This is a genomic window from Sedimentimonas flavescens, assembly GCF_019264375.1.
GTDB classification, from domain to species: Bacteria; Pseudomonadota; Alphaproteobacteria; order Rhodobacterales; family Rhodobacteraceae; genus Rhodobacter; species Rhodobacter flavescens.
On record NZ_JAHVAI010000031.1, the window covers coordinates 1 to 11854 of the forward strand.

At 62.3% G+C, this 11854-nt stretch carries 12 protein-coding genes and 1 pseudogene; 3 read left to right on the forward strand and 10 right to left on the reverse strand.

Features of this window, described 5'->3' with window-relative positions; genetic code table 11:
- A partial coding sequence (locus KTQ37_RS16210) for a DDE-type integrase/transposase/recombinase (protein WP_218631556.1) occupies positions 1-375 on the forward strand: 375 nt, incomplete at its 5' end.
- Between the two features lie 53 nt (positions 376-428).
- Here KTQ37_RS16210 and KTQ37_RS16215 read toward each other — a convergent pair.
- The 10 genes from KTQ37_RS16215 to KTQ37_RS16260 are packed head-to-tail and all read right to left on the reverse strand — an operon-like array spanning position 429 to position 10263.
- Positions 429-833 (reverse strand): c-type cytochrome, encoded by a 405-nt coding sequence (locus KTQ37_RS16215; RefSeq protein ID WP_218631557.1) that lies wholly within the window; start codon positions 831-833, stop codon positions 429-431.
- A gap of 13 nt (positions 834-846) precedes the next feature.
- The gene (locus KTQ37_RS16220) at positions 847-1740 is read right to left on the reverse strand and encodes an FAD:protein FMN transferase (protein ID WP_218631558.1); all 894 of its coding nucleotides are present in this window, start codon (positions 1738-1740) and stop codon (positions 847-849) included.
- Between the two features lies 1 nt (position 1741).
- A complete protein-coding gene (locus tag KTQ37_RS16225; RefSeq protein ID WP_218631559.1) occupies positions 1742-2299 on the reverse strand; it encodes a nitrous oxide reductase accessory protein NosL in 558 nt (185 codons plus the stop codon).
- The gene (locus KTQ37_RS16230; protein ID WP_218631560.1) at positions 2296-3117 is read right to left on the reverse strand and encodes an ABC transporter permease; all 822 of its coding nucleotides are present in this window, start codon (positions 3115-3117) and stop codon (positions 2296-2298) included. The genes KTQ37_RS16225 and KTQ37_RS16230 overlap by 4 nt, the downstream gene beginning before the upstream one ends.
- Positions 3117-4010 carry an ABC transporter ATP-binding protein gene (locus KTQ37_RS16235; RefSeq protein WP_218631561.1) on the reverse strand — a complete coding sequence of 298 codons (894 nt, stop codon included), beginning with the start codon at positions 4008-4010 and terminating at the stop codon, positions 3117-3119. The genes KTQ37_RS16230 and KTQ37_RS16235 overlap by 1 nt, the downstream gene beginning before the upstream one ends.
- Positions 3976-5307: a nitrous oxide reductase family maturation protein NosD gene (locus tag KTQ37_RS16240; protein ID WP_218631562.1), complete on the reverse strand. Its 1332-nt coding sequence runs from the start codon at positions 5305-5307 to the stop codon at positions 3976-3978. Before KTQ37_RS16240 ends, KTQ37_RS16235 begins: the two co-directional genes overlap by 35 nt.
- 3 nt (positions 5308-5310) lie before the next feature.
- Complete coding sequence (nosZ, locus tag KTQ37_RS16245) at positions 5311-7227, reverse strand: TAT-dependent nitrous-oxide reductase (RefSeq protein ID WP_218631563.1); 1917 nt, start codon at positions 7225-7227, stop codon at positions 5311-5313.
- Between the two features lie 11 nt (positions 7228-7238).
- Positions 7239-9428 (reverse strand): NosR/NirI family protein, encoded by a 2190-nt coding sequence (locus KTQ37_RS16250; RefSeq protein WP_218631564.1) that lies wholly within the window; start codon positions 9426-9428, stop codon positions 7239-7241.
- Positions 9429-9440: 12 nt separating this feature from the next.
- Positions 9441-10025: a hypothetical protein gene (locus KTQ37_RS16255; RefSeq protein ID WP_218631565.1), complete on the reverse strand. Its 585-nt coding sequence runs from the start codon at positions 10023-10025 to the stop codon at positions 9441-9443.
- Positions 9982-10263 carry an MFS transporter gene (locus KTQ37_RS16260; RefSeq protein ID WP_218631566.1) on the reverse strand — a complete coding sequence of 94 codons (282 nt, stop codon included), beginning with the start codon at positions 10261-10263 and terminating at the stop codon, positions 9982-9984. The genes KTQ37_RS16255 and KTQ37_RS16260 overlap by 44 nt, the downstream gene beginning before the upstream one ends.
- Here KTQ37_RS16260 and KTQ37_RS17035 point away from each other — a divergent pair.
- A pseudogene (locus KTQ37_RS17035) lies at positions 10262-10540 on the forward strand (IS6 family transposase); the annotation flags it as partial. The gene KTQ37_RS16260 and the pseudogene KTQ37_RS17035 overlap by 2 nt on opposite strands.
- A gap of 57 nt (positions 10541-10597) precedes the next feature.
- Complete coding sequence (locus KTQ37_RS16270) at positions 10598-11302, forward strand: IS6 family transposase (RefSeq protein WP_218631567.1); 705 nt, start codon at positions 10598-10600, stop codon at positions 11300-11302.
- Positions 11303-11854 lie beyond the last annotated feature (552 nt).

Consider the following 11854-nt stretch of genomic DNA (forward strand, 5'->3'; position numbering starts at 1 on the left):
GTGACAAAGACGCGGGACAGAAAATCGGCCTTGAAATTCTTGAAGAAAACGATGCGGCGATACGGCCGTCCCGAGGCCATTGTCACCGATCTGCTTCGGTCCTACGGCGCGGCTTTGAAGGCGATCGGTGCCGCAAATCTGCAGCAGAGCGGCCGTTGGTTGAACAACCGGGCAGAGAATTCCCACTTGCCTTTCCGACGACGGGAGCGGGCAATGCTTCGGTTCCGCCGGACGCGAAGTCTGCAGAAATTCGTCGCCGTCCATGCCTCGATCTTCAACCATTTCAACTCGGAGCGCAGCTTCTACTCGAGAGCGAATTTCAAGAAGAACCGCGCCGCCGCTCTCGCTGAGTGGCGCGGTCTCTGCGCGGGATAAGAGGCAGTGTTACTGCCCTTGTGGAGACGAGTTCGAATCCGTCTGACAGCACCCTAGTTCAGGCTCGCCAGATAGGCGGCGATGTCGTCGGCGCCCTTATTCAGCTTGAAGCTCATCTTCGACTTGACGCTGTCATCCTCGGTCACCTCACGCAGCCATGCGGTTGGGTCGGAGACATAGGCGGTAAGGTTCTCCTCGTCCCAGATGATGCCTGCTGCCTGTGCCGCGAGAATACCGTCGCCATAGCTGAACCCCTCGGCGGAGGCGACGGCGCGACCAGCGATGCCGAACAGGTTCGGGCCGGTCTTGCCGCCCTTCACTATGGCTTCGCCACCGGGTCCGATGATCGAATGGCAGGATTTGCACTTCTTGAAGGATTCTTCGCCCTTCTCGGCATCTCCGGCAAAGACCGGGGCCGCAAGGCCAAGCGATACGATCAGGGACAGACGAAACAGCATGGAATTTCCTCTCTCAGGTTGGGATGGCAGTTACGAGATTGGCGGCAGGGAAGGACGCGCAAAGGGTTTTCAACTCTTCCGGGCCGTCGGTCAGGCATGCCGCGGTCGATAGCGCATCGGCCAAGGCCGCGGACGGGGCTGAAATGCTGACAGCGCGCCACCGAGAGTCTACCGGATGGCCGCTGACCGGATCGAGGATATGGCTGCGTCGGCCATCGTCGCCGAAGGTCATCCCTTGCGGCGCAGAGGTGGCAAGCGCCCGCCCTGAGAGCGCCAGCCGTTCCCGCGATGGCAGCTGCACGGGCCAGTCGCCCTCGGGAAGGGCCACCATCTCTCCGGTGTCGATCAGGGCGCGCGTTAGGCCCCGTGCCGCGAGAAAACCCGCCACCCGATCCGCGATATAGCCCTGGGCGATACCGTTCAGCGTCAGGGCCTGCCCCTTGCGCAGCGTGATTCCCGTGGACTTCAGCCGAACGTCCCGCCAGCCAGTGAGCGCCACGGCATCTGCGCGCTCGGCGGGCGAGAGTGAGCGGCGGCGTGATGTCGCCCGCGCCTCGGCAAGCCAGAGCGGCTGCACGGTAGGATCGAAACGCCCTCCGCTTGCGCGATGCACCGCGCCCGCAAGCGTCAGGCAGTCGAGCAGTTCGAATGGCGGATTCTGGAGACTTCCGTCTCGGTTCAGACACGCGAGTGCCGAGTCCGTCTGATACAGGCTGAAAATCGCTTCGAGCCTGCGGATTTCGCCCATGGCCGCCGCGGCGAGTGCCGGGGCTTCGGGGTGGGACAGTCTCAGGCTCACGCGGGCGCCAAGTGCGATCCCGGTTTCAACATGCGTTTCGGCATGGGCGATTGCGGGAGGCAGGCTGGCGACCACGGCAATGGTAAGGAAACGGCGACGGTTCAGCATCTCAACCCCCTGTCTTGTCAGACAATGCCTTCAGGCGGTGTTCGAATTCGGGATCCTCGCCCTCTGCCGTGCTGACCGGCGCGATCACCGCGTCATCAGGGATGGCGTCGAGGCGGGTGACCGTGCCTCCGTGCTCGGCCGCAAAGGCAAGCGCGGCCTCGTGTTCGGCGAAGGGCACGAGTTCCGGCGCGCCCATGCCGCCGTCCCAAGATGAGCCGATGACGTAATGCGCGGTTTTCGCGTCGATCCAGTTCTCGTTCCCCGGCTCCGACCAGGTGGCGCCGGGCGCGCCCATATCGTTCACCCAGATGGCGAGGATCGGATGGCTCTGTTCAGGCAGGCGCTGATAGGCCACCGCGTCGCGGACCTGGCTGAAGAACAGTGGCGTGCCTGGCAGACCCTCAAGATGAACCTGCGCCTTCGGGCCCTCATGTTCGAACAGGTTCATCTGGCAGAAATGGCCGACCGCTTCTTCGGTGAGGGCGACCGGGTCGATGTTCTGGGCGACCTCTTCCTTGCACGCGGCAAGGAAGAGCAGAAGAATCAGCGCGCGTTTCATGGCGTTACCTTTCGGAACGCGGCGCCGGCAAGCATGAGCGCCGCCAGCGGCCACAGGAGGATGGAGAAGAGCGATTGCCAGGCGGGGATCGCATTCGCCGCGCCCCCGATGCCTGCCGCGGTTGTCGCCGCCCCCGAGGCTGACAGGTTGTAGAGCCTGAAGGCGTCAGCCGGGTTGGCCAGAAGCGCAAAGGGGAATGCCTCGGTGGTGAACCAGCCACCATTATCCGCCACGATGACAGCCAGCAAAGCGAGGTCATAGAGAACCACGAGGCCGAGCCAGAGGCTGATCGCCAGACCCGCAGCGCCGGAGGGGCGGCGAGACAGTGCCGAGAGTGCGTAGCCCACGCCGAGAAACGTGGCGCCCAGCAAGATTGAGGACCAGGACAGCCGCCAAAGCGCGGGCAGGCCCGAGGTCGCCGCCGCATCGCCCGAAATCGACACCGAGGCCGCAAGCCCGTGGCCAAGGAGAACCGCGACCGCAAGAATGGCCAGATGCGCGATGAGCTTGCCGACCAGTACCTCGCCGCGCGAGACCGGGTAGGTGAGAAGCAGGGGCAGGGTCCCGCGCTCGGCCTCTCCGGCGATGGCGTCGAAGCTCATCAGAAGGGCAAGCAGAGGCACGAGATAAACCGAAAGCGAGGTCAGCGACGCCACCGTGACCGAAAGCCGGTCTACCCCCAGCCCTCCGGTCGGGGCCGATCCGGCGAGCGTCAGCACGAGCGAGAACACCGCCATCAGCACGAGCGCGATCGCCACCCAGCGGTTGCGCAGGGCGATCCGGAATTCGGTCGTTGCGGTCGAGATGACCCGTCTCATCACACGGTCCCCCTGCTGAAATGGCTGTAGATATCCTCGAGGCTGGGTGGCAGCACTTCGAGGTCGGCCACCTTGTCGCCCAGCCCGGTGATCCGCCCGAGAACGGCCAGCTTGTCCGATTGCGGGCAGGTCAGATGCAGCGCCGCGCCCACCCGGATCGCGCCGGGCAGGGCCTCTGCGATGTCGGAGGCGTAGCCATTGCGCGCCGTCACATGCAGCACGACCGGAAGATCTGCCTCGCGGCGCAGATCGACCAGCGTGCCTGAAGCGGCGAGTCGGCCTTTCGACAGGACCAGAATGCGGTCGGTTCGCGCCTCTACCTCAGTCAGGGCATGGGAGGACAGCAGGATCGACGCCCCCTCCGCTGCGAGTTCGTCGAGCAGCGCATAGAATTCGCGCCGCGAAACCGGATCGAGGCCCGAGGTCGGCTCGTCCAGCACCAGCAGACGGGGGTGCCCGATCAGCGCCTGTGCAAGGCCGACGCGCTGGCGCATCCCCTTGGAATAGGTTCCGATCCTCCGGCGCGCAGCGTCATGCAGCCCGACCCGTGCCAGCAGCGGCAGCGCCTGCCGAGCATCCTCGCCCCTCAGGCGCAGGTAATGGCGCACCTGTTCTTCGCCAGTCAGGGCAGGGTGAAAGGCCGCGTTTTCCGGCAGATAGGCGACCTGACGCCGTGCTGCGGGCGAGCCGGGCGCTGCATCGCAAACGGTGACATCGCCCGAGGTCGCCGGGATCAGGCCGAGGATGACCTTCATCATCGTCGATTTCCCCGCGCCGTTGTGACCCAAGAGCGCGACTCGCTCGCCGGGTGCGACGCTCAGGCTCACATCGGTCAGGGCCTCGACGCCCTGAAAGCGCTTAGTGAGATGCGTGATCGTCAATGTCGATGTCATCTGTCTGACCTTTCGCCCAGCGTCCGGCAATGGCGGCCTCTTCAGAGGCCAGCGCGTCGGGCACGGGAACCTCCAGCGGTCGCATCAGGGGGAAACTATCCGTAACGCCCCCCGGCAGGATCGCAGGAAAAGAGGATTGTGACCACCTCACCAACTGCACGGCCGGAGAACCAGTGAGCAGCGAAGCGGCGGGTTGGGACCACAGGATATGATCCATCAAATCGTTCGGGCGGAACACGCTGTCGGCGATCGCGTCGCCGTTCAGGTCGAAGGCGGAGTGGTCCGACCAGAAATTGCCGCGCCCCTCGAAGCTCCATTCCGTGTGGCGGGTGCCAACATATTTCACCTGCTCGCGATTGGCGAGGAAGGCGTTCCCGGTCAGTACGTTGCGCTCTGACCCGGCGGTGAAATGGATGCCGATATCGCAGCTCTGGAAGCGGTTGTCGTAAATCAGGTTCTTGTGCGCGTTATAGATGAAGAGGCACTTTTCGGGCCCGCCGCGCACCAAATTGCCCGAGACTTCGCCGCCATTGGCGAAGTTCAGCATGACGCCGTTCGACCTGTCCCCGAGGCTGAGATTGTCGCGCACCTCAACCCGGTCGGAGAACATGATCGCAAATCCCAGATGGTTGCCGATCGAAACGTTTCCGGTGACTTCGGAATCGTTAGTATACATGTAGTGGACGGCGAAGCGCAGATCGCGGAACGTATTGTTGCGAAAGATGTTCTTGCGTGACGCATTGGCAAAGATGCCGTCGCGCCCAAAGCGCACCTCGTTGCCCTCGATCACCGCGCCGGGGCTGTTCCAGACATAGATGCCGTTGCCTCGGTCGTTCATCTTTGGGTTCTGCGTGCCCTCGATCCGGTTGCCGACAACACGCGCATCGCGACCGCCGTGAACGTCGATCCCGTGCAGGTTGCCGACGAGATGGTTGCCTTCGACCAATGCCCTGTCCGCTCCTTTGAGTATCTTGATCCCGGCATCCAGTTCCAGTCCGTCCAGTCCCGATCCGGTGATTGTCGCGCCGCGCACCGTGACATTCGGCGCGGCAATGGTCAGGACGGTGCCTTGCCCCAGGCCGTCGATCACGACGCCGTCCGCAGCGTCAAGGGCCACGCTGCGGTCGATCGTGACGGCGCCGGGATAACGGCCCGGAGCAAGGAGAAGGACATCGCCAGCATGAGCTCCGGCGATGGCCGATTTCAAGGCGTCTGGCCCCGGCTGCACGCGCATCTGCTCTGCCGTCGCGGGCAGAGAGGTGAGCAGCGCAAGGATCAGGGCCAGACGGGACAGCATGGATCAGGCGTCCTTCGGTTCGACAAACATGCGACCGCGCATTTCCATATGCAGCGCGTGGCAGAACCATTGGCAGTAATACCAGTAGACGCCGGGCTGTGCGGCGGTGAAGGTCACGGACGATGTCGCCTGCGGCCCGATCTCCATCGCGACGCCGTGGTTGCCCATGGTGAAGCCGTGGGTCAGGTCGTCGATATCGTCGAGGTTGGTCACGATCACCGTCACCTCGTCGCCTTCTTTAACGGTGAAGCTTTCCAGCGCGAATTGCGGCGCTTGGCTCGACATGTAGACCCGGACCTTGTTGCCGTCGCGAATAACCGTATCCTGCCAGTCGTCCAAATCGATGCCATCCGCCTCGGCCCGCTTGCGGGTATCGGCCCACATCGGGTCGTTGCGGTTCCAGACCGAAAGCGGGTTCACCTTGGAGGCATGCACCAGGATCGAGTCATGCGGCTCGGCGAAGGTCGGGCCGTCATGGACTAGCGTCAGTTTGTCGCCCTCGATAAGGAAAAGCTGCTCGTTCTCGGGCTTGAGCGGGCCGACGTTGAGGAAGCGGTCCTTCGAGAACTTGTTCATCGACAGATAGTACTTCGCCGTCGCGTCAAGCGTCTCGCCCTCGGCGGTCGAGTTGTGACCGGGCTGGTAGTGCACGTCCGACTTGGTGATGATCGGGTCTTCGCCTTTCACCGCCTTCTCGATGTTCCATTTCACGACCTGGCTATCGAGGAACAGCGTGGTGAACGCGTTGCCCTGACCGTCAAATGCGGTGTGGAGCGGACCAAGGCCCAGTTCCGGCTCCGCCACCACGACGCTGCGCGGATCGGCGCCGTTGTAGAACACGTCATCCAGCTTGCGCACGTCGATCACCGAGACGGTGGGCGACAGCTTGCCAGCAATGCAGAGGTGGATCTTGTCAGGCGCCATGTTGCAGCCGTGCGGGTTGTTCGGCACCGGGATGTAACGGACGTAATTCTTCTCGCTACCCTTGCGGCCGTCAATCACCTTGACGCCATTCAGTTCGGTGAAGTCACCCTCGGCGATGCCCTTCTCGATCTCGGCGATATTGTAGACCACGACATGGTCCATATCCGCCGCCGTCATGTCGGCCAGGGTCATCCCCATTTCCGAGTTGTAGGACGTCGAAAAGGCGTATTTTCCCTCGTAGTCCGCATCGGTGTTGTCGAGGTTGCCGCTGACCATCACCTGCCAGGCGATCGTCATGTCATCGGCGTTGATCGCCGTGTAGAAGTTCACGTATTGCGACGGATCGTCGAGGATCTTGCCGTCATTGACCATCGGCACCTCGTCCTCGCCATTCGCGAAGACATAGTTGGTACGCGGCCATTTCTGCGGGCGCAGACCGTGGATGCCCTTGGCGTTCGGGATCTCGATGATCTTGTCGGTTTTCATCACGTCGCAGCGCACCCGTGCGACGCGGGTGTTGGCCTTGTCGTTCATGAACAGGAAGCGCCCGTCATACTTACCCTCGGTAAAGGACATGTGGACGTGGTGCAGGTCGCCGTTCTTGGGGAATTCGAGACCGTTCGCGGCGAGGTATTTCTTCGTCTTCTCGGTCAGGCCCTCGGTGAGGATCTTCTTCGACTCGTCGGTGATGCCCCAGCCGGTCGCCGAGCAGGTGTTGAACACCGGTACCCGCATCAGTTCGCGCATGGAGGGGATGCCGAGGATGCGCATCTCGCCGCTCTGGCCCGAGGACCAGAAGCCGTAATATTCGTCGAGTTGCCCTGGCGCGACCTCGACTGCGGCGCGGGCAGCGGAGGTGCCGGCCAGCGTGGCGGCACCGACGGCCCCGCCCATCAGGGCGGCGCGCCCGCCCAGTGTTCTGGCCAATGCGGCCCCGGTTGCGGTGGCGCAGAGAAGTCCCCGGCGAGTTATCCCCGTATTTGGTTCTTCAGACATGGCTCGTCCTTTCATTCAAGGGTTTGGGGTTTCAGGTTGTTGGGATGCCCGGTCAGGTTGCGCGGCGCGGGGGCTGCGCCGACGCTTTCGCGACGTTTCATCTTCTTGATGACGACCGGGCAAATGGTCTTGGACTGGTAGAGAACCTGGCAATGCAGGCAGTTCACGCATTCATTGGGGTTGATCTCTCCCGTCGGATGGATCGCCTGAACCGGGCACTGATTGGCGCAGGTCTGGCAGGGGTTACCGCATTCCTTGTAGCGCTTTAACCAGTCGAACATCCGCAGACGGGCGGGGATCGCCAGCGCCGCTCCCAGAGGACAGAGATAGCGGCAGTAGAACCGCTCGACGAACAGCCCCGCCATGAGCAACGCGGCGGCATAGGCGACGAAAGGCCAGGCGCGGACGAATTTCAGCACGATGGCCGTCTTGAACGGCTCAACTTCGGCCAGATGCTCGGCCTGTTCGATCGACATCAGCGACACGCCGAAGAGACCGAGGAAGATCATGTATTTGAGCGGCCAGAGCCGTTCATGCAGGCCCCAGGGCAGCGTAAATTGCGGCACATGCAGTGCGCGAGCGATGCGGTTGCTGATCTCTTGCAGTGCGCCGAAAGGGCAGAGCCAGCCGCAATAGGCTCCACGTCCCCAGAATAGCAGCGCGGCGGCGACCGCGAACCACAGGATGAAGGTCAACGGGTCGAGCAGGAATGCCTGCCAGGAAAAGCCCGAGACAAGCGCTCCGAACAAGGCCATCAGGTTCACCACCGAAAGCTGCGCGTTCGAATACCAACCAAGGAAGACCAGCGTCACGGCAAGGAAGCTCATCCGGAACCAGAAGAAGGCGCGCGCATTCCGCGTCGTGAAGTTCTGGAAGAAGAACACCAGCGTCAGCACCGCCAACATCGCCGCGGTCACCACGATCTGCGGGGTCTTGTCGTCCCAGATCCGCTTCCAAAGCGCCTGATGGGCCGCGCTTTCGTCCTGATCCGTCACCTCGACCACTGCATCGGGCATTTCGGAGGCGGCAGGTGCCGCCACGGCGCGCAGATAGCTGGCCGGGATCTGATAGCCGAGATCGAAGGTCGTAAAGACCTTTTCGATGGCGCCCACTTCGCGCTGCACAAGCAACTGTATGCGGAACGGCTGTGTCGGATCGAAGCCGACATCGGCGGGGATCTTGAATAGATCGGCTTCGAGAAATTCCGGCGCATCCTCGGGGGCGAGGCCGACGATGCGCTTGTGCATCCGGTCGCGGAAGCGCACCGACACGTCGTGCTGGATCAACACGATCCGGTCGAAAATGCCGCCGCGCACATAGCCGGACCCCTTGAAGCTGTAGAGTCCGCGGCCCACGATGGCGACCGCGTGCTCGCCCTCTTCCAGCCAATTTGCAAGGTTCTCCGCCTCGGCAGCGCCGAGCAGCGCGGTTGCAATGGCGGGGTGAGAGACAAGCGCGGCCTGCATCTCGATGAAGGTGGTTTCGGGGGCTTCGGTCAGCGCGCGCGCGGCGGCGCGCGGGTCGCCCATGGCCGCGAAGGCGGCGTTGATCTGTCCCACATCCAGCGACAGTCGACGCAGGGTGCCGTCCCCTTCGAGCGTCATCCAGTCGCGCGCGGCAGGGGCTTCGGGGTTGAATTCAAAGCGTGGACCCTGCGCGGCGGCCTCAACTTTCAGCCCGCCAAGGCCGAGAGCGCGCGCGACCTTGAGGCCAGAGCGCACGATCGAGTCATCGATCACCATGACCGTGACCGTCGCGCCCGAGATGATGTCTAGCTCATGCGCCGTGCCGCCGGAATCGGCCTCGGCCACGAGGTCGAGGCCGATATAGCCCTCGACAAGAGCCTTCATCTTCGAGTCGGGAATACCGATCAGGACGATGGGTTCGGAGTGCTTGACCAACCGCGCACCGATCACGCGGGCGTCCTTGTCCACGGCGACCAGCGTATGGATCGGCTTGCCGGAATAGCCGGTGGTCGAGACGAAATCCGAGGTTACGAAGGCCCAGCCGACGGTTTCGCCAGCCTTTAGCACTCCCGCGACGGGGTGGTCCTGCTGTATCGGTGCATAGGCATCGGCTCCGTCCACCAGTTCCGACGCCGGCGTTTCGTTGAGGAATTTTGACAGGACCGGCTCTGCCAGTGCGGGTAAACCCGAGAGGAGCAGGACCAGAAGGAAAGAAATCAGTCTAACTATGTACATTGTCAGGCGTCCTCAGTCGGTCGCCCTAAGATCTACCGCAGATTTCCCTTGCCATGCTTGCAATTTATCAAGCGTAACGAGGGTTATGCGAAGATCGGCGCGACGGACGTGATCAACCCTTGTCGCGCGTTTGGAAACGACTGGATGAAGCGGGGGCGCGCGCGGTCCGGGGCGAAGATGGGCGGCGGGTTTGTGCGGTCGCTGGCTCGGCATCCACAGGAAGGCGGGGATCATCATCGGCCGCAGGCCGACAGCAACGGGTCCGTGCTCGTCAAGGAACCAGCTAGAGGATGTGGGGCAAAGTAGACAGTCGCCGCAATCGCCCTCTGGGCAGCACGGGCAGTCCGCAGCTTCCGGGCAATGCGTTTCGGCCCCGCCCATATCGGGCGTGACGACCTCGACACGGGCGTTGTCACCGGCACCATGCGCCATTGCTGCTTGCTCCGGCAGGAGAAGCGCAAGAGCCAAGAAAAGGCCGGGAAGAAGGCGGGCGAACCATTGCATTCGGTCAAAATGGCAGGCCGAGAGATTCGCGGCATTGATTATAATCAATTCAAATGCTGGAATATTTTCGGAAAGGTGTGCCGTGTCGTTCAATTCCGCCCGTGCGTGACAACGCAGATTTGCCGGGTCGGTCGAGCACACTGCCCGCCTCGATTGCAGCGACATCGTGGACCAGCGCCGCCAAGCTTTGTGACGAAGTGAGTGCGGTCATCATCCATGTGGAACCCACCGATTGGACCAGGCCACCGAAGTTCGCCGCGACTGTCGTGCCCGGTCCTGTCAGAAGGATTTCGGTTGAGACGGGCAGGGCGGCCTCGTAGCGTCGGAACATGATCAAGTCTGACCCGTTCAAGGGCTTTCACAGCAGTCCTGAGATCATCCGCCTGGCGGTGATGCTGTACGTCCGATTTCCCCTGTCGCTCCGGAATGTCGAGGACCTGCTGCACGAACGCGGTATCGAGATCAGTCACGAATCCGTTCGTTTCTGGTGGAACCGCTTTGGCCCGATGTTCGCTTCCGAGATCCGTGCGAGACGGGCCGAGCGACTGCGGTCCGGTCCGCAATGGCGCTGGCACCTTGACGAGGTGTTCGTGAAGATCAACGGCGAAGGTGCGGTCAGAAGGATTTCGGTTGAGACGGGCCGGGCGGCCTCGTAGCGTCGGAACATGATCAAACCTGACCCGTTCAAGGGCTTTCACAGTAGCCCCGAAATCATCCGCCTGGCGGTGATGCTGTACGTCCGATTTCCCCTGTCGCTCCGCAACGTGGAGGATCTTTTGCACGAGCGCGGCATCGAGATCAGCCACGAAACGGTCCGGTTTTGGTGGAACAGGTTCGGCCCGATGTTCGCCGCCGAGATCCGGAAGCGCCGGATCGGGAGTATGAAATCGAGCCGCTGGCGGTGGCATCTCGATGAGATCTTCGTGAAGATCAACGGGGAGCGGCATTACCTTTGGCGGGCTGTCGATCACGAGGGCGAGGTCCTGGAGAGCTTCGTCACGAAGACCCGCGACAAGAAGGCGGCACTGAAATTCCTCAGAAAAGCAATGCAGAAGCATGGCCGCCCCGAGATCATCGTGACGGACAAGCTTCGGTCATATGGTGCTGCTTTGAGGGATCTCGGCATGGTCGACCGCCAGGAAATGGGCCGCTGGGAGAACAACCGGGCGGAAAACTCACATCTTCCGTTCCGACGACGGGAACGAGCCATGCTCCGGTTCCGGCGCATGCGAAGTCTGCAGAAATTCGCCGCCGTCCATGCCTCCGTCTCGAACCACTTCAACCAGGAACGCAGCCTCTCGAGCCGAGCCATCTTCAAGGCCAACCGCGCCGCGGCTCTCGCCGAGTGGCGAGGCTTTGGCGTCGCATAAGGGACAGCCATACTGCCCTTGCGGAGACCGGTTCGAATCTGTCTGACACCACCGAATGAACCCTTCCTGCCGTTGCAAGAAACGGCACCGCGCCAAATCCCACGAGATGACAGATCCCGGGCCCGGTGTTACGCTCGAAGGACTTCTTCCTGAAAAGATTCCCTTCGGTTCTGCCCCTGCCCGTCACCGGGTAGGGGGTTCTTTTGCATCCGTATCGGAAAACTCTGCCGCGCACGATGGAGAGGCCATGTGGCACGCTCTGGGCTCAACTTCGCGGTCTGAATGGAGGCGGCGGACGTGGGGGGTGGGTACGACCCTGACGAAAGAATTGTCCTTTTTATTCGTAATAGAAAACAATCAATTAAGTGAGGGAGATTGATTGAAGAGTTCCTCTTGTAATCGCGCTGCTCATTTCCGGCTTTCCTAGTCTTGATACATTGCCCAGCGTCTTGCGCAGGCCCTCGAACTTCGATCAATCGTGGTCCTCGCTGATGACGCCTGTTCCCTGAACCGGATCAAGACGATCTGGACCTGGCCCGCAGTCACTTGTGG

What these genes read in the sequence shown, in the direction of transcription:
- nosZ (WP_218631563.1), bottom strand. Translation starts at nt 7,227, where the DNA reads ATGTCTGAAGAACCAAATACGGGGATAACTCGCCGGGGACTTCTCTGC.
- KTQ37_RS16230 (WP_218631560.1), bottom strand. Translation starts at nt 3,117, where the DNA reads ATGAGACGGGTCATCTCGACCGCAACGACCGAATTCCGGATCGCCCTG.
- KTQ37_RS16260 (WP_218631566.1), bottom strand. Translation starts at nt 10,263, where the DNA reads ATGTTCCGACGCTACGAGGCCGCCCTGCCCGTCTCAACCGAAATCCTT.
- KTQ37_RS16235 (WP_218631561.1), bottom strand. Translation starts at nt 4,010, where the DNA reads ATGACATCGACATTGACGATCACGCATCTCACTAAGCGCTTTCAGGGC.
- KTQ37_RS16250 (WP_218631564.1), bottom strand. Translation starts at nt 9,428, where the DNA reads ATGTACATAGTTAGACTGATTTCTTTCCTTCTGGTCCTGCTCCTCTCG.
- KTQ37_RS16240 (WP_218631562.1), bottom strand. Translation starts at nt 5,307, where the DNA reads ATGCTGTCCCGTCTGGCCCTGATCCTTGCGCTGCTCACCTCTCTGCCC.
- KTQ37_RS16220 (WP_218631558.1), bottom strand. Translation starts at nt 1,740, where the DNA reads ATGCTGAACCGTCGCCGTTTCCTTACCATTGCCGTGGTCGCCAGCCTG.
- KTQ37_RS16215 (WP_218631557.1), bottom strand. Translation starts at nt 833, where the DNA reads ATGCTGTTTCGTCTGTCCCTGATCGTATCGCTTGGCCTTGCGGCCCCG.
- KTQ37_RS16225 (WP_218631559.1), bottom strand. Translation starts at nt 2,299, where the DNA reads ATGAAACGCGCGCTGATTCTTCTGCTCTTCCTTGCCGCGTGCAAGGAA.
- KTQ37_RS16270 (WP_218631567.1), top strand. Translation starts at nt 10,598, where the DNA reads ATGATCAAACCTGACCCGTTCAAGGGCTTTCACAGTAGCCCCGAAATC.